Origin of the sequence: Burkholderia sp. BCC0097 (assembly GCF_902832985.1) — a bacterium.
In the GTDB taxonomy this organism is placed as follows: domain Bacteria; phylum Pseudomonadota; class Gammaproteobacteria; order Burkholderiales; family Burkholderiaceae; genus Burkholderia; species Burkholderia orbicola.
Genome location: NZ_CADFDM010000006.1, coordinates 147924 through 172844, shown reverse-complemented (window position 1 = coordinate 172844; position 24921 = coordinate 147924). Strand labels below are relative to the sequence as shown.

Sequence of the window (24921 nt, the reverse complement as noted above, 5' to 3'; positions counted from 1 at the left end):
GAGCGTTCCGCCGCTGCCTGCCGCGCAGGCAGGCGCGGCGGGCGCGGAACGGAAGTTTCAGATGACCCGGAATCCACAAGAAAGACGAACGCCCGAGCAGATCCGCGCGGGCAACAAGCGGCTCGGCCTCACCCTGCTCGTCATCGCCGCCGTTTTTTTCGTGGGTGTCGTGATCAAGCAGTGGTGGCTGTCCACCCACTGATGCAGTAACTGACGCAGTAGCGAGGAAGTCGTCGTATGTCGAAGCCGGAAGAGGGCGCCGTGGATCGTGCGTTCAATCGTTCGATGCTGGTGAAGCTCTTCGTCGTGGCCGGGCTGATGTTCGGTTTCGGCTTCGCGCTGATCCCGATGTATCGGGCGATCTGTCAGATCACCGGCATCAACAACCTGGTGCAGCGCGATGTCAGCGAGCGCGAGGTGAAGAACTCGCAGGTCGACTATAGCCGCACGGTGTCGGTCGAGTTCGATGCGAACGCGCGCGGGCCGCTCGGGTTCAAGCCGGAGCACAACAGCCTCGACGTGCATCCGGGCGAACTGACGACGATCGTGTACGACGTGACGAACGGGCAGGGCCGGCCGGTCGTCGCGCAGGCGATTCCGAGCTACGCGCCGAAGCAGGCGACGGAGTTCTTCAAGAAGATCGAGTGCTTTTGCTTCACGCAGCAGACGCTGACCGCGAACGAGTCGCGCAAGATGCCGGTGGTGTTCGTGATCGACCCGAAATTGCCGAAGGACGTGAAGACGATCACGCTGTCGTACACGTTCTTCGAGCTGAATACCTCGGCCACGCCGGCCCCGGCGCAGCGCAGCACGGCGGCGCAGGGTGCGGCGAAGCCGGACGCATGACGAAGGAGACGGGGCGATGACGGAGGTCAAGCGGAGCGGAACGTTCGGTCAGGCGCTGAAAGCGGTGCTGTGGTCGTTCTTCGGGGTGCGCAAGCGGCGCGACCTGGAGGCCGACGCGACGCAGCTCAATCCGCTGCACGTGCTGATCGTCGCGTTGCTCGCGGCCGGCGTGTTCATCGGCGTGCTGATCCTGATCGTGCGTGCCGTCGTGGGTTGAGCGCGCTAACGGTGCGCGGCCCGCGGCGACGAAAGAATGCAGTGCGCGGCGCCCCGGCGCGGCGTGCGGGAAAGCGCGGCGGCGGTCTCGCCGCGCAAGAAATAAAGCCGGAGCGGTTTCCGGTACACAAATTGGACTGAAGTGGAGAATCAAGCATGAGCGGTCAAAACCAGACCCCGTACTATTTCGTGCCGCATCCGTCGCAGCATCCGATCAGCGCGGCCATCGGCCTGCTGGTCATGCTCGGGTCGGCCGCGCTGTGGATCAACGGTCACGACTGGGCGCCGTTTACGGCGCTGCTCGGCCTGCTGTGGTTGCTCTTCATGCTGTATCACTGGTTCGGCGACGCGATCGCCGAATCGGAAGGCGGTCATTACGGCAAGAACGTCGACAAGTCGTACCGCTGGAGCATGAGCTGGTTCATCTTCTCGGAAGTCATGTTCTTCGGCGCATTCTTCGGCGCGCTGTTCTATGCGCGTGAAATCGCGCTGCACCAGCTCGGCAGCCTCGACTACAAGCTGATCTGGCCGGACTTCTCCGCCGTGTGGCCGAACGAAGGCCCCGCCGCGCTCGCCGGTCACTTCAAGACCATGGGCCCGTGGCCGATCCCGACGCTGAACACCGCGTTCCTGCTGTCGTCGGGCGTGACGCTGACGATCTCGCACCACGCGCTGCGCGACGATCATCGCAAGAAGGCGATCGCGTGGCTGGCCGCGACGCTCGTGTTCGGTATCTGCTTCCTGTTCCTGCAGGGCTTCGAGTACTACCACGCGTACAACGAACTGAACCTGACGCTGAACTCGGGCGTGTACGGCTCGACGTTCTTCCTGCTGACCGGCTTCCACGGCTTCCACGTGTTCCTCGGCGGCACGATGCTCGCGGTGGTGCTGGTGCGGATGATCCGCGGCCATTTCAAGCCCGATCATCACTTCGCCTTCGAAGGCGCCGCGTGGTACTGGCACTTCGTCGACGTCGTCTGGCTCGGCCTGTACGTCGTCGTCTACTGGCTGTAAATGGAACAACGGCCCGCGCAGCGATGCGCGGGCCGTTTTCATTGGTGTCGTGGGCGCGGCGGCGAAGCCGCGAGCGATACCACCCTGGCGCCGCCGCGACTCAGTCAGGCGGCGCTTTTGCTTGGTGGCGCGGCCGTGCGGCTAAATGTCACAGCGGCCGGCGCGGCAACGGCATCAACGCCCGATCGGCAGGCCGGTCGAATGGATCCAGCCCATCCAGTTCGCGAACAGGATGAGCAGGAACAGCGACACCGACAGCCCGACGCGGGTGGCGAGCGACCAGACCATGCGCTTCGTATGGCCGCGGTCGTGCATCATGAAGTAGAGCGCCGAGCCCATGCTGGCAATGATGAGGACGAAGGCGATGGGAACGAGTATGTGCATGACACGAACCGGACGACGGCAATTCGAAAGGAAGAGGATAATTATCGCACTTCGCTTTCGCGCAGGTGCCGGGCGGGCCGCATGATGAAGATCCGCTGGCTGCCCGCGCTGCTGATCCTCGTCGTCGTCGCCGTTACGATCCGTCTCGGGTTCTGGCAGCGCGACCGCGCGCACCAGAAGGAAGCGCTGCAAGCGAGCATCGAGCGCTACGAACGGGCCGCGCCCGTCGACATCGGCGCGCAGCCGGTGCCGCTCGCGTCGATCGAGTTTCATCGCGTACGGGCAAAGGGCCGTTTCATGCCCGAGCAGGCGGTGTTCCTCGACAATCGGCCGTATAACGACCAGCCGGGTTTTTACGTCGTGATGCCGTTTAAACTCACGGGCGGCGGCGTCGTGCTCGTGAACCGCGGCTGGCTGCCGCGCAACATCGCCGATCGCACGGCGATCGAGCCGTTCGCGACGCCGGCGGGCGACGTCGAGATCGTCGGCATCGCACGCGCCGACGCGTCGCGCGCGTTCGAGCTCGGCGAAGGCGGGTCGGCCGCGCATCAGAAGATCCGGCAGAACCTCGACGTCGCCGCGTATGCGAAGGAAACGGGGTTGCCGCTGCAGCCGTTCGTGATCCAGCAGACGAGCGACGACGGCGACAAGCTCGTGCGTGACTGGCCGGCGGCGACGACCGGCGTCGAGCGCAATTACGGTTACATGTTTCAGTGGTGGGCGATGGCGGCCGCCGCGCTCGGCTTCGGCCTGTACGCCGCGCGGCGTGCGGCGAAGAAGTCGGCCGGCGCGTGAGCGTCATGCCAGGACGCGGCGCCGGCGCCGCGGGTTCGTTTCGAGAGGTCTGATTTGTCCATGCAATCTCCCCGTCAGGGTTCGGCCGCTGCGCCGATGTCGCCCGCGGCCCGCAAGCGCGGCCGCTGGATGCTCGTGCTGTTGGGTCTCGTGTGCGCCGCGCCGATGATCGCGTCGTACTTCACCTATTACGTGATCAAGCCGAAGGGCGGGTCGACGAACTACGGCACGCTGATCGAGCCGCAACGCCCGATTCCGGCGGATCTGCAGGTCACCGACGAAACCGGCAAGACGGTGCCGCTGTCGTCGCTGCGCGGGGTCTGGCTGTTCGTGATGACCGACCGCAGCGCGTGCGACGACGCCTGCGCGCAGAAGCTCTATTTCATGCGTCAGGTCCGCGTCACGCAGGCGGGCGAGCGACACCGGATCACGATGGTGTGGCTGCGCAGCGATGCGGGCGCGATGCCGCAGAAAGTGCTGGATGCGTATCCGGACACGCGCCGGCTCGTCGCCGATCCGGCCGCGGTAGCCGCCTGGCTGCCGGCCGATGCCGGTACGAAGGACAGCGACCACATCTACATGGTCGACCCGAACGGCAACCTGATGATGCGTTTCCCGAAAGACCCGAATCCCAGCAAGATCAAGTCGGACGTGACGAAGCTGCTGAAGTGGTCGAGTATCGGTTAAGGCGAGAGAACGAGGCACCATTCCGATGTCGTATCTACTGCAACTCGGCCTGATCGGCTTGTGCATCGCGCTGCTGCCGCTGTCGTACGTGTGGGTGAAGGCCGACGACGACAAGTTCCGCAAGCTCGTGTGGATCACCACGTTCCTGACGCTCGACCTCGTGATGTTCGGCGGCTTCACGCGGCTGACCGATTCGGGCCTCGGCTGCCCCGACTGGCCCGGCTGCTACGGCACGTCGTCGCCGTTCATCGCGCACGCCGCGATCACGGCCGCGCACCAGGCGATGCCGACCGGGCCGGTCAGCATGACGAAGGCGTGGATCGAGATGATCCACCGCTATTTCGCGATGGCGATCGGTGTGCTGATCATCGCGCAGACGGTGATCGCATGGGCCGCGCGGCTGCGCCGCCGCCCCCTGCACGTGTCGCCGTGGTGGCCGACGAGCCTGCTGCTGCTGATTCTCGTGCAGGGCGCGTTCGGCGCATGGACGGTCACGATGAAGCTGCAACCGGTGATCGTCACGATCCACCTGCTGCTCGGCCTCACGCTGCTCGGCACGCTGGGCTGGCTCGCGGCGCGGCAGACGCCGCTGCCGTCGTACGACCCCGAGGCCGGGCGTTACCGTGCGGCCGCGCTGGCGGCGCTCGTGCTGCTGGTCGTGCAGATCGCGCTCGGCGGCTGGGTGAGCACCAACTACGCGGTGCTCGCGTGCACCGACTTCCCGACCTGCAACGGCCAGTGGATTCCGCCGATGGACTTCCAGCACGGCTTCCACCTGTGGCGCGCGCTCGGGATGACGAAGGACGGCGACGCGATCACGCAGGACGCGCTGGTCGCGATCCACTGGACGCACCGCACGTTCGCGTTCGTCGTGGTCGCGTATCTGGTCGCGTTCGCGCTGAAGATGCGCCGCTTCGACTCGCTGCGGCGGCCCGCGAACGGCGTGCTGCTGGTCGTCCTGCTGCAGTTCGTGACGGGCCTGACCAACATCGTGCTGCAGTGGCCGCTGCCCGTCGCCGTCGCGCACAACGGCGGGGCCGCGATCCTGCTGCTGCTCGTCGTCATGTTAAACTTTCGCATCCTTTCAAGCCGCCCCGGCCGTGTCGCGCAGCCTGCGCGCGACGCCGCCCCGGCGTGACCGTCCCCATGCAAAGCACCCTCTCCCAATCGCCCGGTAGCCGCTTTTCCCAGTACATGGCGCTGACGAAGCCGCGTGTCACGCAGCTCGCGGTGTTCTGCGCGGTGATCGGCATGTTCCTCGCGACGCCGGGCATGGTGCCGTGGCATGTGCTGATCGGCGGCACCGTCGGCATCTGGCTGCTGGCCGGCGCCGCGTTCGCGATCAACTGCCTCGTCGAACAGAAGATCGACGCGATGATGCGCCGCACCGCGTGGCGTCCGTCCGCGCGCGGCGAGATCACGACGCCGCAGATCCTGCTGTTCTCGGCCGTGCTCGGCAGCGTCGGCGCATGGACGCTCTATACGTTCACGAACCCGCTGACGATGTGGCTGACGATCGCGACGTTCGTCGGCTACGCGGTGATCTACACGCTGCTGCTCAAGCCGATGACGCCGCAGAACATCGTGATCGGCGGCGCGTCGGGCGCGATGCCGCCGGCGCTCGGCTGGGCGGCCGTCACCGGCGCGGTGCCGGGCGACGCGTGGATCCTCGTGCTGATCATCTTCGTCTGGACGCCGCCGCATTTCTGGGTGCTCGCGCTGTATCGCCGCAAGGATTACGAGAACGCCGGGCTGCCGATGCTGCCCGTTACGCACGGCGAGAAGTTCACGCGGCTGCACATCCTGCTGTACACGGTGATCCTGTTCGCGGTCACGCTGATGCCGTTCATTTCCGGGATGAGCGGGGCCGTCTACCTGACGAGCGCGGTGCTGCTCGGCGCGGTGTTCCTCGCGTATGCGTGGAAGATCCATCGCGACTATTCGGACGAACTCGCCCGCAAGGCCTTCCGCTACTCGATCGTCTATCTGTCGCTGCTGTTTGCCGCGCTGCTCGTCGATCACTATGCACGCCCGCTGCTCGGCGTGTAACCGCACGGTTTGAACGCAATGCTCCCATCACGGTTCGGGCGCCGCGCGCGCCAAGGCTGGATGCTCGCGTGCGCATTCACGGCAGCGCTGCTGCTCGCCGGATGCGACAACGCGCCGAAATTCCAGAATCTCGACATCACCGGCAACACGCAGTTCGGCAGCGACTTCTCGCTGCCCGATACGACCGGCAAGGTCCGCACGCTCGCCGACTTCAAGGGCCGTGCCGTCGTGATGTTCTTCGGCTATACGCATTGCCCGGACGTGTGCCCGACCACGATGGCCGAATTGTCCGAAGCGCTGAAGCAGCTCGGGCCGGATGCCGCGAAGCGCGTGCAGGTGCTGTTCGTCACCGTCGATCCGGAGCGCGACACGCCGGCGCTGCTCGGCCAGTACGTGCCCGCGTTCGATCCGTCGTTCATCGGCCTGCGACCGGCCGACGAAGCGGCGCTGAAGAAGGTCACGAAGGATTTCCGCGTGTACTACGCGAAGGTGCCCGGCAAGACGCCCGGCAGCTACACGATGGATCACACGGCCGCGAGCTACGTGTTCGATCGCGACGGCAAGCTGCGCTTGTTCGTGCGCGACGGCCAGGGCCCGGCTCCGTGGGTCCATGACCTGAAGCTGCTGGTCGACTGACCGGCAACCGCCGGACGCCCCGCCCGGCGTTTCGCGTGACGGCCGTTTTCGCGCCGTCACGTCTTCCCGCTCTCGTTGTCGTGCGCATGCGTTGCCCGTCGGGCGGCGCGTCGGCATGCGCACGTATTGCGCACGTATTGCGCCGAAGCCGCGTTACGGCAGCGCCGGCACGTTGAAGCCCGACGCGGCGCGCGTGATCCGGAATTCCGTCACGCGATAGGTGGCGAGCCCCTCGGTGACGAACGGGTCGGTTTCGAGGATCGCGTCGAGTTCGTCGCGATCGATGCGGGCCGCGAGGATCACGCCGCCTTCGCGCGGCACCTTCGGCCCCGCCGCGATGAAGATGCCCTTGTCGAACTGCGGCTGCAGGTACGCGCGGTGGCGTTCGAGCGCGTCGTCGATGCGCTCGAGCGACGCGGTGTAGTGGATGTCGATGACGTACATGGATGGCCCTGGAATGATGCCGGCGCCTTGCGCGCCGGCCAGCCGGTCTTTTTAGCACAGCGGATGCGGGCTGTCGCGCCGGCGGGCGGTGCGTTTGTCGATCTCCGGTTCGCCGTGTTCGCGTGTATTCAAGATGTAAGCCTCGTTGCCGTAAATGAAAGAGCAACCGTTTGCGCGCGGCAGGCCGTTCGCGCGCCGGATGCATCGACATCGACAGAGGCACGCAGATGAGCAGAATGAGTTTGAACCGCAAGCTGTGGCTCGCGCTTGCGCTGGTATGGATCGGTCTTCTGGGCGTCGGCGCATGGAGCGCCTACGAGACGCGCGCGACGATGCTCGCCGAACGCAAGGCAGGCATCGCGAATCTCGTCGACTCGGCGGCGGGCATCGTCAAGGCCTATCACGCGCTCGCGCAGAACGGCACGCGGCCCGAGGCCGACGCGAAGCGCGACGCGCTCGCGAGTCTCGCCGCGATGCGCTACGGCGATTCGGGCTATGTGTTCGTGATGGATTCGAAGCCGGTCGTGCTGATGCATCCGACGCTGCCGAAGCTCGTCGACACGCAGGTCGGCGACTATCTCGATCCGGACGGCAAGCCGCTGTTCGTGACGATCCTGAACGCCGCGAAGGCAACCGGCAGCGGGTTCGCCGAATATCGCGGGCGCTTGCCGCACAGCGAGACGGCCGTGCCGAAGATCAGCTACGTCACGCGGTTCGCGCCGTGGGACTGGAACATCTCGAGCGGTGTGTTCCTGAAGGACATCGACACCGTCTACTACCGGACGCTGCTCGGCCACCTGGCCGTGGTGTTCGTGATCGGCTTCGTGATCAGCGCGGCGATGCTGGTGATCATCCGCAACGTGCGCGGCAGCCTCGGCGGCGAGCCGGACGAAGCGGCCGCGCTCGCGGCGCGCATCGCGCAGGGCGACCTCACGCTGCCGGTGCCGGTGCGCGCGGGCGACCGCACGAGCATGATGGCCGCGATGCATGACATGCAGGCGCGGCTGCAGGCGACGATCGGCGGGATTCGCCAGTCGGCCGAAGCGATCGCGTCGGCGAGCCGCCAGATCTCGGCCGGCAACGACGACCTGTCGCAGCGCACCGAGGAGCAGGCCGCGTCGCTCGAGGAAACGGCCGCGAGCATGGAGCAACTGACCGCGACGGTGAAGCAGAACGCCGACAACGCGCGGCAGGCGAGCGGGCTCGCGAACAACGCGTCGGACATCGCGCGCACCGGCAGTGACGTCGTGAACCGCGTGATCGGCACGATGGGCGAGATCGACGACAGTTCGCGCAAGATCGCCGACATCATCGGGGTGATCGAGGGCATCGCATTCCAGACCAACATCCTCGCGCTGAACGCGGCGGTCGAGGCCGCGCGCGCGGGCGAGCAGGGGCGCGGCTTCGCGGTGGTCGCGGGCGAGGTGCGCTCGCTCGCGCAGCGCAGCGCGACGGCCGCGAAGGAGATTCGCGAACTGATCGTCGACTCGGTCGAGCGCGTGCGCAACGGCTCGACGCTGGTCGGCCAGGCCGGCACGACGATGGGCGAGATCCTGCAGGCGGTCGCGCGCGTGACCGACATCATGGGCGAGATCGCGGCCGCGTCCGAGGAGCAGGCGAGCGGCATCACGCAGGTCGGGCGCGCGGTCACGCAGATGGACCAGGTGACGCAGCAGAACGCGGCGCTCGTCGAGGAAGCCGCGGCGGCGGCCGCGTCGCTGCAGGAACAGGCCGCACGGCTGCGCGACGCGGTCGGCGCGTTCCGGGTCGGCAATACCGGCGGCGCGTCGCCGCGCGGAGCCGGCGGGCGGGCGGCCGAGCCGGCGGCGTTCGGCAAGCAGACGGTCGACGAGACGGTGGCGGCGTGACGCGGGTCGATCGACGAGGCTGATGCGTCGAGCGAGAAATGCAACTAACGGCCGAGTCGACGCGTCGGCCGCCAGCACTGCGGTGGTGCATACCCATATGAGCGGGATGTATTTCACTTCCCGCCGATCCTGTGACACCATTTGGCCCTCCCTGCGAGTCCGGGCATACCCGTATCGCGCCCCATTTCAAGTAAGCAAGCGAGAAACAGATGAAGCGTCGCAGTCTCCTGAAGGTATTTTCCGTACTGGCCACCGGTGCCGCGCTGACGCTGTCGGCCGGCGCGCACGCCGACGACAAGGTGATCAAGGTCGGCACGGTCGCCGGGCCGGATTCGGAAGTGTGGCAAGTCGTGCAGAAGGTCGCGAAAGAGAAGGAAGGCCTGAACGTGAAGGTCATCGAGTTCAACGACTACGTGCAGCCGAACGCGGCGCTCGATTCGGGCGACCTCGACGCGAACAGCTTCCAGCACCAGCCCTACCTCGACAGCCAGGTGAAGCAGCGCGGCTACAAGATCGTCAGCGCGGGCCTGACCTACATCTCGCCGATCGGCGTGTACTCGAAGAAGTTCAAGTCGCTGAAGGATCTGCCGCAGGGCGCGAAGCTCGCGGTGCCGAACGATCCGTCGAACGAAAACCGCGCGCTGCTGCTGCTGCAGACGCAAGGCGTGATCAAGCTGAAGGCGGGCGCCGGCACGGGCGGCAACAACGCGACGGTGCTCGACATCGCCGAGAACCCGAAGAAGCTGAAGATCTCCGAACTCGACGCCGCGCAACTGCCGCGCGTGCTGTCGGACGTCGACGCGGCCGTGATCAACACCAACTACGCGCTGGCCGCGAACCTGCAGCCGACCAAGGACGCGATCGCGCTCGAGGCGCTGACGAGCCCGTACGCGAACCTGATCGCCGTGCGCGCGAAGGACAAGGATCAGCCGTGGGTGAAGAAGCTGGTCAAGGCGTACCAGTCGCCGGAAGTGAAGGAATTCATCAAGAAGCAGTTCAAGGGCTCGATGGTCGCGTCGTTCTGAACGCCGCTCACCGGTCGGACCGCTGAACGAACAGGGCCTGCATCGCGCAGGCCCTTTTTCATTGGCGCGGCAGGTGCGCCTACATCTCGCCGCGCCGCGAGCAGATCGACATGATCTGCTGGATCGCGTAGTTGTCGCGCACGCCAGGCAGCGATTGCACGACGCACTCGTGAAAGCGGCGTTCGCGCGGCAGCAGCATCGCGTTGTTGCGGTACAGCGCGTCGCACGAGCGCTGAATCAGCTGCGCCGCCGCGCCGTTGCGGCTCTCGCGCAGCGCATTGAGCATGCAGCTGTCGTATTGCTCACTGCCGTCGGTCAGCGCGAATGCCGCACCGGGCAGCGCCAGCGCGACGGCCGCGAATGCGATCGTACGAATCGTTCGTTTCAAGTCCCCTCCGATGGTGTGGCTCGGGTCGGCGGACAGCATAACGTAAAGCTGTCAACGCGGCTGACGCGTTGTGCCGGAACGGGCGCGAAGCGCCGCCAGCCGGGCTGCCCGGGCATTTCGTGACAGCGCGGCGGTACCGTGCATCGGCCGATCGCACGAAAGCCTGGAGTCAGGCGGTGGTCTGCGGAAATGGTATCCTCGTGCGTTCGCCGCTGCCTGCTTTCCCGGAGCATGCGCGAGCCGATCGCCCGCGTTTCGTACGCACGGGCGGCGCCCGTCCGACGGCGGCGGGAATCCATCATCCAGAACCGACACAATACGGGGGAGACATACCCATGAAGCGATTCAAGACTTTCGCGATCCGTTCGATCACGGCTGGCGTCGCCGCACTCGCGCTGGCCGGCGCCGCGCATGCACAGACCGTCAAGGTGCTGTCGATCGTCGACCATCCGGCGCTCGACGCGATCCGCGACGGCGTGCGCGCCGAGCTGAAGGCGGAAGGTTACGGCGACGACAAGCTCAAGTGGGAATACCAGAGCGCGCAGGGCAACACGGGCACGGCCGCGCAGATCGCGCGCAAGTTCGTCGGCGACAAGCCCGACGTGATCGTCGCGATCGCGACGCCGGCCGCGCAGTCGGTCGTCGCCGCGACGAAGAGCGTGCCGGTCGTCTACTCGGGCGTCACCGACCCGGTCGCCGCGCAGCTCGTGAAGGGCTGGGGCCCGTCGGGCACCAACGTGACCGGCGTGTCCGACAAGCTGCCGCTCGATCGCCAGGTTGCGCTGATCAAGCGCGTCGTGCCGAATGCGAAGACGGTCGGCATGGTCTACAACCCGGGTGAGGCGAATTCGGTCGTCGTCGTGAAGGAGCTCAAGGAGATCCTCGCGAAGCAGGGGATGACGCTGAAGGAAGCGGCCGCGCCGCGTACCGTCGACATCGGCCCGGCCGCGAAGAGCCTGATCGGCAAGGTCGACGTGATCTACACGAACACCGACAACAACGTCGTGTCCGCGTACGAAGCGCTCGTGAAGGTCGCGAACGAAGCGAAGATCCCGCTCGTCGCGGGCGATACCGACAGCGTGAAGCGCGGCGGCATCGCGGCGCTCGGCATCAACTACGGCGACCTCGGCCGGCAGACCGGCAAGGTCGTCGCGCGCATCCTGAAGGGCGAGAAGCCGGGCGCGATCGCGTCGGAGACGAGCAGCAACCTCGAGCTGTTCGTCAATACGGGCGCGGCCGCGAAGCAGGGTGTCACGCTGTCGCCGGATCTCGTGAAGGAAGCGAAGACGGTCATCAAGTAAGCCGCGGCCCGACGCCGCGCTGGCAGGCCCGATCCGGGCCTCGACGACATCGCCGGACGGGCGGCCTCCACCCGGGGCCGCCCGTTCGCTTCGCCCGGCCGTACACGTCCGGCCGGGAAGCAACAGGATTTCCCCATCATGTCTCTGTTCTCGTTTCTGGGCGCACTGGAGATCGGCCTGATCTTCAGCCTCGTCGCCCTCGGGGTGCTGATCTCGTTTCGCATCCTCAACTTCCCCGACCTCACCGTCGACGGCAGCTTTCCGCTCGGCGGCGCCGTCGCCGCGACGCTGATCTCGGCCGGCCATGACCCGTTCACGTCGACCGTGATCGCGATCGTCGCGGGCGCGCTGGCCGGCTTCGTCACCGGCTGGCTGAACGTGCGCCTGAAGATCATGGATCTGCTCGCCAGTATCCTGATGATGATCGCGCTCTACTCGGTGAACCTGCGGATCATGGGCCGGCCGAACGTGCCGCTGATCACCGAGCCGACGCTCTTCACCGTGCTGCAGCCCGACTGGATGCCCGATTACGTGCTGCGCCCGGCGCTGCTCGCGATCGTCGTCGTGGTCGCGAAGCTCGGCCTCGACTGGTTCTTCTCGTCGCAGCTCGGCCTCGCGATGCGTGCCACCGGCGCGAACCCGCGGATGGCGCGTGCGCAAGGCATCGCGACCGGCCGCGCGACGCTCGCCGGGATGGCGTTGTCGAACGCGCTCGTCGCGCTCGCGGGTGCCCTGTTCGCGCAGACGCAGGGCGGCTCGGACATCTCGATGGGGATCGGCACGATCGTGATCGGGCTGGCCGCGGTGATCATCGGCGAGACGCTGCTGCCCGCGCGCCGGCTGGTGCTGACGACGCTCGCCGTCGTGCTCGGCGCGATCGTCTACCGCTTCTTCATCGCGCTCGCGCTGAACAGCGAATTCATCGGCCTGAAGGCGCAGGACCTGAACCTCGTGACGGCCGCGCTCGTCACGATCGCGCTGGTGCTGCCGGCGACGCGCAAGAAGCTGTTCGCGCGCAAGAACGGAGGGGCATGACATGCTGTCCGCACACGATCTCAAACTCACGTTCAATCCCGGCACGCCGATCGAGACGCGCGCGCTGCGCGGGCTGTCGCTCGAGATTCCCGACGGCCAGTTCGTCGCGGTGATCGGCTCGAACGGCGCCGGCAAGTCGACCTTCCTCAATGCGGTCAGCGGCGACCAGCGCGTCGATGCGGGACGCATCGCGATCGACGGCACGGACGTCACGCGCAAGGCCGCGTGGGATCGCGCGCACCTCGTCGCGCGCGTGTTCCAGGACCCGATGGCCGGCACCTGCGAGGCGCTGACGATCGAGGAGAACATGGCGCTCGCGATGGCGCGCGGCGCGCGGCGCGGCTTCCGGGCCGCGCTCGACCGGCCGTCGCGCGAGCTGTTCCGCGACAAGCTGCGGCTGCTGAACCTCGGGCTGGAAAACCGGCTGACCGACCGGATCGGGCTGCTGTCGGGCGGCCAGCGGCAGGCCGTGAGCCTGCTGATGGCGTCGCTGCGGCCGTCGCGGATCCTGCTGCTCGACGAGCACACGGCCGCGCTCGACCCGAAGACGGCCGCGTTCGTGCTGGAGCTGACCGCGCGCATCGTCGCCGAGAGCAAGCTGACGACGATGATGGTCACGCACAGCATGCGGCAGGCGCTCGACTACGGCGACCGCACGGTGATGCTGCACCAGGGGCAGGTCGTGCTCGACGTGTCGGGCGAGGCGCGTCGCGGGCTCGACGTGCCGGACCTGCTGCAGATGTTCGAGAAGGTGCGGCACGAGCAGCTCGACGACGACGCGCTGCTGCTCGGCTGACGGGCGGCTGACCGCCGGCCGACGGGCCGGCGCGCCGTGGCATGACGGGCGCGCCGGCTTCTCCGTGATTTCTTCCGACGAAAACCGGTTTTACACCGGTGCTGTGCGGCGCGGACGCATTGACATATACTGTATATCCATACAGTTGTGGGTGGCGTCATGCTCGCATCCTCCATTGCTCCCGAATCCCTTCATCCGTCCCTTTGGCGCGGCTCGCAGCTCGCGCGCGGCGGCCTGCGCACGATCGACACGGGCTTCGCGCCGCTGTCGGCCGAGCTGCCGGGTGGCGGCTGGCCGGTCGGCGGCCTCGTCGAACTGCTGGCCGCGCAGCCGGGCTGCGGCGAGATGCGGCTGCTCGCGCCCGCGCTCGCCCGCAGCGTCAGCGCGCGGCGGCCGCTCGCGCTCGTCGCGCCGCCGCAGTCGCCGCATGCCACCGCGCTCGCCAGTCTAGGCGTGCCGGCCGATACGCTGCTGTGGCTGCGCGCCGGTAGCCGCACCGATGCGCTGTGGGCCGCCGAGCAGACGCTCAAGACCGGCTGTTGCGGCGCGCTGCTGCTCTGGCAGGACGCGCGGCCCGATGCGCTGCGGCGCCTGCATCTCGCGGCCGCGCGCACCGGCGACACGCTGTTCGTGATGCTGCGTCCGCTATCGGCCGCGCGGCAGCCGTCGCCGGCCGTGCTGCGCGTCGTGCTGTATCCGGTGCCGGGCGGCGTGTCGCTCGACATCGTCAAGCGTCGCGGGCCCGCGCGCAGCGAGCCGCTCGTGCTCGATTTGCCGTCGCCCATCGTGGAGAGCCGCTATGCGCGTCTTGCTCGGCATCCATCTGCCGCGCCTGCCGCTCGACGTGTGCGCCCCGCCGCCGTCTGACGCGGCGGCCGGCGAGGCTGGCGAGGCAGGCTGCGCGGTGCTCGAGCAGGGGGTCGTGCTGATCGCCGATGCGGCCGCGCGCCGGCAGGGCGTGCGCGCGGGCATGAAGCGCGGCGGTGTGCTCACGCTTGCGCCGGACACGCTGCTCGTCGAACGCGATCCCGCCCGCGAGGCCGATGCGCTACGCGCTGTCGCGCTCGCGTTGCTGCGTTTCTCGCCGTGCGTCGCGCTCGGCGACGAAGCCACGCTGATCGTTGACGTCGGCCCGAGCCTGCGGCTGTTCGGCGGGTTGCCGTCGCTGTGCCGCCAGGTGCGCGCGACGCTCGCGGCGCTCGGCTATGCGGCGCGCCTGTCCGCCGCGCCGACCGGGCAAGGTGCGTGGCTGCTCGCGCGCACGTCGGCGCGGGCGCGCATCCGGCGCCGCGTCGCCGGCCGGGCCTCGCTCGTCCGCTCGCTCGACCGGCTGCCCTGCGTGCTGCTGCCCGATGCGCGTCCGTATGCGGGCTGGTTCGACGGTCTCGGCTGCCGCACGCTCGCCGATCTGCGCGGCCTGCCGCGCGCGGGTTTGCAGCGCCGTTGCGGCCCCGCGCTGCTGGCCGCGCTCGATCGCGCGTACGGCGAAGCGGTCGAGCCGCTGGCATGGATGGCGGTGCCGCCCGTGTTCGATGTGCGGCTCGAATTGCCGGAGCGCGTCGAATACGCGGAAGCCGTGCTGTTCGCCGCGCGCCGGCTCGTCGTGCAGCTGTGCGGCTGGCTGGCCGCGCGGCAGCTGTCGCTGGCCGCGATGACGTTCGATCTCGAACACGAGCGCGGCCGCCAGGCCGTGCCGCCGACGCCGCTCGAGCTTGCATTCGCCGCGCCGGTGCGCGACGAGGTGCACTTCATGCGACTGCTCGGCGAGCGGCTCGCGCGCGTCGAATTGCCGGCCGCCGTGATCGCGGTGCGTCTGAAGGCCACGCGCGTCGAATCGGTCGCGCCGCCGGCCGACGATCTTTTTCCCGAGCCTGGCGGCACGCGCGAGACGCGTGCGCGGCTGTTCGAATTGCTGGTCGCGCGGCTGGGTGCGGAGAACGTATTGCGCGCGGCGCCGGTGGCCGATCACCGGCCCGAGGCCGCGAACCGCTGGCTGCCGCTCGATGCGCAGGCCGGCAAGCCAGCCGGCGGGCCGTCGGCGGTGCCGCCGCGGCCGGCGTGGCTGCTGGCCGAGCCGTTGCTGCTCCTGATGCGTGGCGAGCGGCCGGTATTCCATACGCCGCTGAGGAGGATGTCGTCGGCGGAGCGGATCGAGGCCGGATGGTTCGATGGCCAGCTCGCAGCGCGCGATTACTACGTTGCGCAGGACGAAGCCGGTGCGTGCTACTGGATTTTTCAGGAACTGCCGAGCAGCAGTGGCGGGATCGAACCGCACTGGTTCCTGCACGGCTTGTTCGGGTGAACGGAGATGGTTGCGGAATTCAGCTGGCTGCCCGATTACGCGGAGTTGTTCTGCCGTTCGAACTTTTCGTTCCTGCATGGCGCGTCGCATGCGGACGAACTGGTCGAGCGTGCGGTGGAACTCGGCTATCGCGGAATCGCGATCACCGACGAATGCTCGCTCGCCGGCGCGCCGCGGATGCATGTCGCGGCGAAGGCGAAAGGGCTGCCGCTCGTCATCGGTTCGTACTTCGAAGTCACGCCGGATGACGTCGCGCCCGGCCACGACCCGGGCCCCGGTGCGTTCGGGCTCGTGTTGCTCGCGCAGAACCGCGAGGGGTACGGCAACCTGTCCGAACTGATTTCGTGGCGGCGGATGGCGTCGCCGAAGGGGACTTACAAGCTGACGTCGCGGATGCTGTCGGCACCGCCCGCGGAGTTTGCGCACTTGCGCGGCATGCCCGACTGTTTCGCGATTCTCGTGCCCGCGTACCCGGTGCGGGCCGACGTGCTCGATGCGCAGGCCGCGTGGTTTCGCGCGACGTTCGGCGAACGTGCGCGGCTCGGGCTCGTGCAGTTGCAGCGTGCGCTGGACGGCGCGCAGCGCGAGGAGATTCGCGCTGCGGCCGAGCGGCGCGGGGTGCGTGTCGTTGCGCTCGGCGACGTGACGATGCACCGGCGCTCGTGCAAGGAGCTGCAGGACGTGATGACGGCAATCCGCGTCGGCATGCCGGTTTCGGAGTGCGGCTATGCGCTGGCGCCGAATGCGGAACAGCATCTGCGCGCGCGGAACCGGATCGGGAATCTGTATTCGCCGGCGGAGATCGAGGAGACCTGCGCGATTCTCGATGCGTGCGATTTCGAACTCGACTCGCTGCGCTACGAGTATCCCGACGAGATCGTGCCGAAGGGGCTCACGCCGACGAGTTATCTGGAGCAGGAAACCCTGACAGGCGCGGCCGAACGCTATCCGCAGGGTATCCCGGAGAAAGTCGAGAAGCAGATCCGCTATGAACTCGACCTGATCGCGCGGCTGAGCTACGAACCGTTCTTCCTGACCGTCTACGACATCGTCAAATACGCGCGCAGCCAGAACATCCTGTGCCAGGGGCGAGGCTCGGCGGCGAACTCGGTCGTTTGCTTCTGCCTCGGCATCACCGAGGTGAATCCCGAGCAGAGCACGATGCTGTTCGAACGCTTCATCAGCGCGGAGCGCGGCGAGCCGCCCGATATCGACGTCGACTTCGAGCATCAGCGCCGGGAAGAGGTGATCCAGCACATCTACAAAAAATATGGAGACGACCGTGCCGCACTCGCGGCCGCTGTATCGACCTACCGTCCGCGCGGTGTGCTGCGCGAAACCGGCAAGGCGCTCGGTGTCGATCCGATGCTGGTCGATCGTGTCGCGAAGGGACACCGCTGGTTCGACGGCAGTCGCGATCTGCTGCAGCAATTCGGGACGATCGGGCTCGATCCGCAGACGCCGCTCATCCAGGCATGGGCCCGACTCGCCGCGCGGCTCCTCAACTTTCCGCGTCACCTGTCGCAGCATTCGGGCGGTTTCGTGATCAGTCGCGGCAAGCTCACGCGGCTCGTGCCGGTTGAAAACGCGGCGATGGATGGGCGTCGCGTGATTCAGTGGGATAAAGACGATCTCGAATCGCTCAAGCTGATGAAGGTCGACGTGCTCGCGCTCGGCATGCTGTCGGCGCTGCATCGCGCATTCGACATGCGCACCGCGTGGCGCGGGCCGCCGGAGCCGAACGGCGAGCCGTTCACGCTGAAGCACATCCCGCAGGACGATGAAGCGACCTACGACATGATCTGCCGCGCCGACACGGTCGGCGTGTTCCAGATCGAATCGCGCGCGCAGATGTCGATGCTGCCGCGCCTGCGGCCGCGCACCTATTACGACCTGGTGATCGAGGTCGCGATCGTGCGGCCGGGGCCGATCCAGGGCGGGGCCGTGCATCCCTACCTGAAACGGCGCCAGGGCATCGAAAAAGTCAGTTATCCAAAGGAAGATCTGAAGCCTGCGCTCGAACGTACGTACGGCGTGCCGATCTTCCAGGAGCAGGTGATGCAGATCGCGATGATCGCGGCAGGCTTCACGCCCGGCGAGGCTGATGAACTGCGTCGCGCTATGGCCGCCTGGAAGCGCAAGGGCAATCTCGAGCAGTATCACCGCAAGATCGTCGACGGGATGCGGGAGCGCGACTATCCGCCTGAATTCGCCGAGCAGATCTTCGAGCAGATCAAGGGCTTCGGCGATTACGGTTTCCCCGAAAGCCACGCGGCGAGCTTCGCGAAACTCGCCTACGCGAGCAGCTGGCTCAAATGTCACGAACCGGCGATCTTCCTCGCCGCGCTGCTGAATAGCCAGCCGATGGGTTTCTACCCGCCGTCGCAACTCGTGCAGGATGCAAAACGCCACGGCGTTCAGGTCATGCCGATCGACGTGACGCACAGCAATTGGGAGGCGTCGCTCGAAGCGCTACCCGGCCAGCTGCCGCCGCACGGCCAGCCGGCCGTGCGGCTCGGCCTGTCGCTCGTGCGCGGCCTCGGCGAAACCGCCGCGCGCCGCATCGAAGCCGCCCGCGCCGCCGGCCCGTTCGACAACGTCGACACGCTCGCACGCCGCGCGCAGCTCGAACGCCGCGACCTCGAAGCGCTCGCCGCCGCGAACGCGCTCGCGACGCTCGCCGGCCATCGCCGCGACGCGCTGTGGCAGGCCGTCGCCGCGGCGCCGGAGCGCGACCTGCTCGCCGCCGCGCCGATCGACGAAGCGGAGAAACCCGCGCTCGGCGCGCCGTCGGAAGCCGACGACATCCTCGCCGACTATCACACCACCGGCCTCACGCTGAACCGCCACCCGGTCGCGCTGCTGCGGCCCGCGCTGCGCGCGCGGCGGCTGTCGTCCGCGGCCGAACTGCATGACCGGCCCGACGGCCGGCTCGCACGCGCATGCGGGCTCGTGACCGCGCGGCAGATGCCGGGCACCGCGAAAGGCGTGATGTTCATGACGCTCGAGGACGAAACCGGCTGCGTGAACCTGATCGTCCGGCCCGAGCTGCTCGCACGGCAGCGCCGCGAAACCCTCGATTCGCGGCTGCTCGCGGCGTCCGGCGTGTGGCAGGTCGCGAGCGACGTGAGGCACCTCGTCGTGCAGCATTTCGAGGATCTGACGCCGCTGCTCGGCGGCCTGCGCACGTCGAGCCGCGAGTTTCACTGATACGCGAGTCGCACCGGCACACCCGCAACCGATGCATACCAGTTGCTCAAATTGGTTCTATCCCGGTCTCATATCCGCGCCCAAAACCTGGCCGGACCGCACACTCGAACTGTCCCCTTGCATACCACCTCGGGTAAATCCCTATCCCGCACTGCGTTGTAAACAAAGGCTTTGTCGATACTAAAACGCTTGCCGGGCAAGGCTCTCGGGGATTTTTGCGACGCTAATACCAGTTCGTTGACTGGTATTATGGTGGTTATATAATGCGTTCACTTTCGACGGCCCGGAGCCGTCGTCCGACACCCCGGAGGCACATGGAAACCGGCTGGTCCGAACTGGCGCCCGACCCCCTCGACGACACGCCGCTCTATCTGCAGCTCGCCCGCAATCTGGCGAGCGCGATCCACGCCGGCGCGTGGCGGGCCGGCGAGGCGCTGCCGTCGGAGCGGCTGCTGTCGGGGTCGGTCGGCGTGTCGCGGATCACCGCCCGCCGTGCGCTCGCGCTGCTGGTCGAGCAGGGCCTGATCAAGCGGGCGCGCGGTGCGGGCAGCTTCATCACGCCGCGCGTCGCCGATCCGCTGTCGCGGCTCGTCGGCTTCACCGCGAAGATGCGGCAGCGCGGCTTCGTGCCCGATTCGGTGTGGCTGTCGCGCACACTGCGCGCCGCGAGCCGTGACGAGCTCACGCATCTCGGCCTCGCGCCCGGCGCGACGGTGGCGCGGCTCGAACGGCTGCGCCGCGCGGACGGCATCGTGATGGCCGTCGAGCATTCGACGCTGCCGGCCGCGGTGGTGCCCGATCCACAGGCGCTCGGCGCGTCGCTGTACGAATACCTTGATACGCGCGGCATGACCGTCGTGCGCGCGCTGCAGCACTTTCGCGCGGCGAATGCGACGCACGCGATCGCGAAATGGATGGCGGTGAAGCCGGGCTCGGCATTGCTGGTGATCACGCGGATCGGCTACGGCGCCGACCAGCGCGCGATCGAAGTGACCGAAACGTATTGCCGCGACGACTACTACGACTTCGTCGCCGAACTGAAACGCTGACGCGCGAGACTGCCCCACACCTCGCACACCCCGCGCGATCGCGATGGAACGCAATCGCGCGCAATGAATCGCAACGGATTGGCACATCACGACGCGGACGCTCGCGTCACCCGATCATCAAGAGAACGTCATGCTGACTGGCAACATCCTCACCCCCGACGGCTGGATTCACGGTTCGCTCGATAGCGAGAACGGCCGCATCACCACGCTCGACGGTACGCCCGTCGATCCCGCGACGAACGACGCGCCGTACATCCTGCCCGGCTTCATCGACCTGCACGTGCATGGCGGCGGCGGCGCCGACGTGATGGAAGGCGGCGACGCGATCGAGACGATCGTCCGCACGCACGCGCAATTCGGCACGACGAGCCTGCTCGCGACGACGATGACCGCGCCGCGCGACGAGCTGATGGAAGTCGTCGCGAACCTCGGCACCGTCGCGCGGAACCGCACGCCGGGCGGCGCGCGCGTGCTGGGCGTGCATCTCGAAGGCCCGTACATCAACCCGGGCAAGCTCGGCGCGCAGCCCGACGCGGCCGTGTCGGCCGTGCTCGACGAGGTGCTGAAGTACCTGTCGATCGCGCCGATCCGCGTCGTCACGCTCGCGCCGGAAATCGCGGGCCACATCGAGATCATCGGCGAGATGGCCGCGCGCGGCGTACGCGTGCAGCTCGGCCACTCGCTCGCGACCTACGACGATGCGGTCGCCGCGCTCAAGCACGGCGCGTGCGGTTTCACGCACCTGTTCAACGCGATGTCGCCGCTGCATCACCGCAACCCGGGCCTCGTCGGCGCGGCGCTCGCGCATGCCGAATACGCGGAAATCATTCCCGATCTGCTGCACGTCCACCCGGGCGCGATTCGTGCGGCGCTGCGCGCGATTCCGCGCCTGTACGTCGTGACCGACAGCACGTCCGCCACCGGCATGCCCGACGGCGAATACCGGCTCGGCAGCCAGCACGTGACGAAGTGCCTCGGCGGCGTGCGGCTCGCCGACGGCACGCTCGCCGGCAGCACGCTGACGATGGACCAGGCGCTGCGCAACCTCGTGTCGCTCGGCCTGCCGATCGCCGACGTGTCGAACCGGATGTCGCGCTACGCGGCCGACTACCTCGGCGTCGCCGATCGCGGCCGCCTCGAGCGCGGCGCCTGGGCCGACCTCGCGGTGTTCGATCGCGACCTGAACCTCACCGCGACCTACGTCGAAGGAGAATCGATTGTCGAATATGCTTAAGGAAGCGCGCGAGTCCGCCCAGGTCGTCGCCGCGCAACTCGCCGACACCACGCGCGTCGAAGCGCTCGCCGGCCAATTGCTCGATCACCCGCCGGCCGTCGCGCTGACGGTCGCGCGCGGCAGCTCGGATCACGCCGCCAGCTATTTCGCGAGCCTGACGATGAGCCGCCTCGGCGTGCCCGTCGCGTCGCTGCCGATGTCGGTCGCGACGCTGCAGCAGGCGCCGCTGAAGGTGCAGGACCAGCTCGCGCTCGCGTTCTCGCAGTCGGGCAAGAGCCCCGATCTCGTCAACACGATGGCCGCGCTGCGCGAAGCCGGCGCACGCACCGTCGCCGCCGTGAACGTGCTGCCGTCGCCGCTCGCCGACGCGTGCGAACACCAGTTGCCGCTGCTGGCCGGCCCCGAACTGTCGGTCGCCGCGACCAAGAGCTATATCGCGATGCTGTCGCTGTCCGCGCAGATCGTCGCGTACTGGCAGCGCGACGCCGCGCTGATCACCGCATTGCGCGGCCTGCCCGACGTGCTCGCGCAGGCCGGCCGGCTCGACTGGTCGCCGGCCGTCGCGGCGCTCGCGGGCGTCGAGCGGATGATCGTCATCGGCCGCGGCCTGGGCCTCGCGATCGCGCAGGAAGCCGCGCTGAAGCTGAAGGAAACGTCCGGCATCCAGGCTGAGGCGTTCTCGAGCGCCGAAGTCCGTCACGGCCCGATGGAGCTGATCGACCGCGACTATCCGCTGCTCGTGTTCGCGCCGCCGGGGCCCGAGCAGGCCGGCCTGCTGCAGCTGGCCGCCGACATGCGCGCACGCGGCGCCGCCGTGCTGCTCGCGGCGCCCCCCGGCACGCCCGGCGTATCGACGCCCGGCGTATCGGGCACCGTGCTGCCGCTCGCGCAGTCCGCCCATTCGGCGCTCGACCCGATCGCCGCCATTCTTTCGTTCTACGTGATGGCGGCGGATCTCGCCGTCGCGCGCGGCCGCAACCCCGACACGCCGCGCCACCTGAACAAAGTCACCGAAACGCACTGATAGTCGAGAAAGCCGATGAGACGCGCCGAGGAATCCCAGTTGAAGAGCCCCAACCACGATCAGATCGTCCTGCTTGCCCCGTTGACGGGGCCGATCGTCCCGCTGGCCGACGTGCCCGATCCGGTGTTCTCCGGCGGGATGTTCGGCGACGGCATCGGCGTCGACCCGCTCGAAGGCCGGCTCGTCGCGCCGTGCGCGGGCGTCGTGTCGCATCTCGCGCGCACCGGCCACGCGGTGACGATCACGACGCCGCAAGGCGCGGAAGTGCTGCTGCACATCGGCATCGACACCGTCGAGCTGAACGGGCAGGGCTTCATCGCGCACGTCGAAGCCGGCGCGCGCGTCGAAGCGGGTGCGCTGTTGATCGAGTTCGACCAGGACGCGGTGGCGCGCCGCGCGCATTCGCTCGTGTCGGTGATCGCGATCGCGAATTCCGACGCGTTCGAAGTGGTCGAGCGCGCGAGCGGTTTCGCGACGGCCGGCGACACGCCGTTGCTCGCGCTGCGCGGCAAGGGCGAAGCCGCCGCGCACGCGGCGCAGGCCGGCGCGGCCGCGCACAACGAAGTGCGCCGCGAGATCGTGCTCGCGCAGCCGGGCGGCCTGCATGCACGGCCGGCCGCGCGGGCGCGGGAAGCCGCGCGCGGGTTCGACGCGAGCGTCGACGTGCTGTTCGACGGCCGCAAGGCATCGATCGCGAGCGTCGTCGGCCTGCTCGGCCTCGGCGCCGGCGAAGGCGCGACGGTCGAGCTGGTCGGCCGCGGCGCGCATGCGCAGCAGGCCGTCGATGCGGTCGAGCGCGAGTTGCTGCGCGAAGCGCACGGCGAAGTGGAAGAAAAGCCGGCGCGGCTGAAATCGCCCGCGCCGCAAACCATCGCGCACGCCCCGGGCGCGACGCTCGACCCGAACACGCTCGCCGGCGTATGCGCGGCGCCCGGCATCGCGGTCGGCACGCTGGTGCGGCTCGACGATGCGGACATCGTGCCGCCCGAACAGGCGTCCGGTACGCCCGCCGCCGAAAGCCGCCGGCTCGACCAGGCGCTGAAGGCGGTCGACGCCGAACTTGGCGAAACGGTGCGCAACGCATCGGCGCGCGGCGCGGTCGGCGAAGCGGGCATCTTCGCGGTGCATCGCGTGCTGCTGGAGGACCCGACGCTGGTCGACGCGGCGCGCGACCTGATCAGCCTCGGCAAGGGCGCGGGCTTCGCGTGGCGCGCCACGATCCGCACGCAGATCGACACACTGTCGAAGCTCGACGACGCGCTGCTCGCCGAACGCGCGGCCGATCTGCGCGACATCGAGAAACGCGTGCTGCGCGCGCTCGGCCACACGAATGGCGCCGCGCGTGCGCTGCCCGACGAGGCCGTGCTCGCGGCCGAGGAGTTCACGCCGTCCGACCTGTCGTCGCTCGATCGCCAACGCGTGACCGCGCTCGTGATGGCGCGCGGCGGCGCGACGTCGCACGCGGCGATCATCGCGCGGCAGCTCGGCATCCCGGCGCTGGTGGCGGTCGGCGATGCGCTGTACGCGATTCCGGACGGCACGCAGGTCGTCGTCGATGCGAGCGCGGGCCGGCTCGAACACGCACCGACCGCGCTCGACGTCGAACGCGCGCGGCACGAGCGCCAGCGCCTGGACGGCGTGCGCGAGGCGAACCGGCAACAGGCCGGCGAGGCGGCCGCGACGGTCGACGGCCGCGCGATCGAGGTCGCCGCGAACATCGCGACGCTCGACGACGCGAACACCGCGGTCGACAACGGCGCCGACGCGGTCGGCCTGCTGCGCACCGAACTGATGTTCATCCATCGCCAGGCCGCGCCGACGGCGGTCGAGCACCAGCAGAGCTACCAGTCGATCGTCGACGCGCTGCAGGGCCGCACGGCGATCATCCGCACGCTCGACGTCGGCGCGGACAAGGAAGTCGACTACCTGACGCTGCCGCCCGAACCGAACCCGGCGCTCGGCCTGCGCGGCATCCGTCTCGCGCAGGTGCGCCCCGATCTGCTCGACGATCAACTGCAGGGCCTGCTCGCGGTGAAGCCGTTCGGCGCGGTGCGCATTCTGCTGCCGATGGTGACCGATGCGGGCGAACTCGTGCGGCTTAAAAAGCGCATCGACGAATTCGCGCATGCGCAGGACCGCACCGAGCCGATCGAGGTCGGCGTGATGATCGAGGTGCCGTCGGCCGCGCTGCTGGCCGATCAGCTCGCGCAGCACGCGGATTTCCTGTCGATCGGCACCAACGACCTCACGCAATACACGCTTGCGATGGACCGCTGCCAGGCCGATCTCGCCGCGCAGTCCGACGGCCTGCATCCGGCCGTGCTGCGCCTGATCGACATCGCGGTGCGCGGCGCCGCGAAACACGGCAAGTGGGTCGGCGTATGCGGCGCGCTCGGCGGTGATCCGCTCGCGGTGCCGATCCTGGTGGGCCTCGGCGTGACCGAATTGTCGGTCGACCCGGTGTCGGTGCCGGGCATCAAGGCGCGTGTACGCCGTCTCGATTACCAGTTGTGCCGTCAGCGCGCGCAGGATCTGCTCGCGCTCGATTCGGCACAGGCAGTAAGGGCAGCAAGCCGCGAGGTCTGGCCGCTCGACTGAGCGTCGACGGCAGGTTCGCG

At 68.3% G+C, this 24921-nt stretch carries 23 protein-coding genes and 1 pseudogene; 21 read left to right on the top strand and 3 right to left on the bottom strand.

Annotated features, from left to right (window positions below):
* Nucleotides 1–61 precede the first annotated feature (61 nt).
* From HWX07_RS21260 to HWX07_RS21245, 4 genes are all read left to right on the top strand, one after another.
* Nucleotides 62–202 (top strand): cytochrome oxidase small assembly protein, encoded by a 141-nt coding sequence (locus HWX07_RS21260; protein WP_006486385.1) that lies wholly within the window; start codon nt 62–64, stop codon nt 200–202.
* Between the two features lie 35 nt (nt 203–237).
* Nucleotides 238–846, top strand: coding sequence for a cytochrome c oxidase assembly protein (locus tag HWX07_RS21255; protein ID WP_175877563.1), 609 nt, complete (start codon nt 238–240; stop codon nt 844–846).
* Between the two features lie 16 nt (nt 847–862).
* The gene (locus tag HWX07_RS21250) at nt 863–1063 is read left to right on the top strand and encodes a DUF2970 domain-containing protein (RefSeq protein WP_011546273.1); all 201 of its coding nucleotides are present in this window, start codon (nt 863–865) and stop codon (nt 1061–1063) included.
* 155 nt (nt 1064–1218) lie between these two features.
* On the top strand, nt 1219–2076 hold the full coding sequence (locus HWX07_RS21245) for a cytochrome c oxidase subunit 3 (RefSeq protein ID WP_175877562.1): 858 nt from the start codon (nt 1219–1221) through the stop codon (nt 2074–2076).
* Between the two features lie 174 nt (nt 2077–2250).
* Here the strand turns inward: HWX07_RS21245 and HWX07_RS21240 are convergent, their stop codons facing one another.
* The gene (locus HWX07_RS21240; RefSeq protein WP_006477735.1) at nt 2251–2460 is read right to left on the bottom strand and encodes a twin transmembrane helix small protein; all 210 of its coding nucleotides are present in this window, start codon (nt 2458–2460) and stop codon (nt 2251–2253) included.
* Nucleotides 2461–2544: 84 nt separating this feature from the next.
* Between HWX07_RS21240 and HWX07_RS21235 the strand changes: the two genes are divergently transcribed.
* The 5 genes and pseudogenes from HWX07_RS21235 to HWX07_RS21215 all read left to right on the top strand — a co-directional run bounded on the left by HWX07_RS21235 (nt 2545) and on the right by HWX07_RS21215 (nt 6627).
* Nucleotides 2545–3255, top strand: coding sequence for an SURF1 family protein (locus tag HWX07_RS21235; protein ID WP_041489328.1), 711 nt, complete (start codon nt 2545–2547; stop codon nt 3253–3255).
* A 114-nt stretch (nt 3256–3369) separates the two neighbouring features.
* A pseudogene (locus tag HWX07_RS21230) lies at nt 3370–3942 on the top strand (cytochrome C oxidase subunit I); the annotation flags it as partial.
* A 25-nt stretch (nt 3943–3967) separates the two neighbouring features.
* Nucleotides 3968–5080, top strand: coding sequence for a COX15/CtaA family protein (locus tag HWX07_RS21225; protein WP_011546270.1), 1113 nt, complete (start codon nt 3968–3970; stop codon nt 5078–5080).
* Nucleotides 5081–5088: 8 nt separating this feature from the next.
* A complete protein-coding gene (gene cyoE / locus HWX07_RS21220; RefSeq protein WP_006477738.1) occupies nt 5089–5991 on the top strand; it encodes a heme o synthase in 903 nt (300 codons plus the stop codon).
* An 18-nt stretch (nt 5992–6009) separates the two neighbouring features.
* On the top strand, nt 6010–6627 hold the full coding sequence (locus HWX07_RS21215; RefSeq protein ID WP_006477739.1) for an SCO family protein: 618 nt from the start codon (nt 6010–6012) through the stop codon (nt 6625–6627).
* Between the two features lie 153 nt (nt 6628–6780).
* On the opposite strand, the gene HWX07_RS21210 is transcribed toward HWX07_RS21215, so the two are convergent.
* Entirely contained in the window at nt 6781–7071 is a 291-nt protein-coding gene (locus HWX07_RS21210) for a YciI family protein (protein WP_006477740.1), read from the bottom strand.
* A gap of 227 nt (nt 7072–7298) precedes the next feature.
* Here HWX07_RS21210 and HWX07_RS21205 point away from each other — a divergent pair, with 227 nt between their 5' ends.
* Complete coding sequence (locus HWX07_RS21205) at nt 7299–8939, top strand: methyl-accepting chemotaxis protein (protein ID WP_175877561.1); 1641 nt, start codon at nt 7299–7301, stop codon at nt 8937–8939.
* A gap of 209 nt (nt 8940–9148) precedes the next feature.
* Nucleotides 9149–9964 carry a MetQ/NlpA family ABC transporter substrate-binding protein gene (locus HWX07_RS21200; protein WP_175877560.1) on the top strand — a complete coding sequence of 272 codons (816 nt, stop codon included), beginning with the start codon at nt 9149–9151 and terminating at the stop codon, nt 9962–9964.
* A gap of 79 nt (nt 9965–10043) precedes the next feature.
* Here HWX07_RS21200 and HWX07_RS21195 read toward each other — a convergent pair whose 3' ends face one another.
* Nucleotides 10044–10352 (bottom strand): VF_A0006 family four-cysteine protein, encoded by a 309-nt coding sequence (locus HWX07_RS21195; RefSeq protein ID WP_175682886.1) that lies wholly within the window; start codon nt 10350–10352, stop codon nt 10044–10046.
* A 335-nt stretch (nt 10353–10687) separates the two neighbouring features.
* Here HWX07_RS21195 and HWX07_RS21190 point away from each other — a divergent pair, with 335 nt between their 5' ends.
* The 10 genes from HWX07_RS21190 to ptsP all read left to right on the top strand — a co-directional run bounded on the left by HWX07_RS21190 (nt 10688) and on the right by ptsP (nt 24901).
* A complete protein-coding gene (locus tag HWX07_RS21190; RefSeq protein ID WP_006486371.1) occupies nt 10688–11653 on the top strand; it encodes an ABC transporter substrate-binding protein in 966 nt (321 codons plus the stop codon).
* A gap of 138 nt (nt 11654–11791) precedes the next feature.
* Nucleotides 11792–12688 (top strand): ABC transporter permease, encoded by an 897-nt coding sequence (locus tag HWX07_RS21185; RefSeq protein ID WP_011546267.1) that lies wholly within the window; start codon nt 11792–11794, stop codon nt 12686–12688.
* Nucleotide 12689: 1 nt separating this feature from the next.
* Complete coding sequence (locus tag HWX07_RS21180) at nt 12690–13484, top strand: ABC transporter ATP-binding protein (protein WP_027805337.1); 795 nt, start codon at nt 12690–12692, stop codon at nt 13482–13484.
* A 159-nt stretch (nt 13485–13643) separates the two neighbouring features.
* Nucleotides 13644–14351 carry a translesion DNA synthesis-associated protein ImuA gene (gene imuA / locus HWX07_RS21175; RefSeq protein WP_175877559.1) on the top strand — a complete coding sequence of 236 codons (708 nt, stop codon included), beginning with the start codon at nt 13644–13646 and terminating at the stop codon, nt 14349–14351.
* On the top strand, nt 14284–15786 hold the full coding sequence (locus HWX07_RS21170) for a DNA polymerase Y family protein (protein ID WP_175877558.1): 1503 nt from the start codon (nt 14284–14286) through the stop codon (nt 15784–15786). The genes imuA and HWX07_RS21170 overlap by 68 nt, the downstream gene beginning before the upstream one ends.
* 6 nt (nt 15787–15792) lie before the next feature.
* Entirely contained in the window at nt 15793–18996 is a 3204-nt protein-coding gene (locus HWX07_RS21165; protein ID WP_175877557.1) for an error-prone DNA polymerase, read from the top strand.
* A gap of 314 nt (nt 18997–19310) precedes the next feature.
* Nucleotides 19311–20045, top strand: coding sequence for a GntR family transcriptional regulator (locus tag HWX07_RS21160; protein ID WP_175877556.1), 735 nt, complete (start codon nt 19311–19313; stop codon nt 20043–20045).
* 130 nt (nt 20046–20175) lie between these two features.
* Complete coding sequence (gene nagA, locus HWX07_RS21155; RefSeq protein ID WP_027812018.1) at nt 20176–21279, top strand: N-acetylglucosamine-6-phosphate deacetylase; 1104 nt, start codon at nt 20176–20178, stop codon at nt 21277–21279.
* Nucleotides 21272–22303, top strand: a complete 1032-nt coding sequence (locus HWX07_RS21150; RefSeq protein WP_175877798.1) for an SIS domain-containing protein — start codon at nt 21272–21274, stop codon at nt 22301–22303. The genes nagA and HWX07_RS21150 overlap by 8 nt, the downstream gene beginning before the upstream one ends.
* Nucleotides 22304–22318: 15 nt before the next feature.
* Nucleotides 22319–24901: a phosphoenolpyruvate--protein phosphotransferase gene (gene ptsP, locus HWX07_RS21145; RefSeq protein WP_175877555.1), complete on the top strand. Its 2583-nt coding sequence runs from the start codon at nt 22319–22321 to the stop codon at nt 24899–24901.
* The last annotated feature ends 20 nt before the right edge of the window (nt 24902–24921 follow it).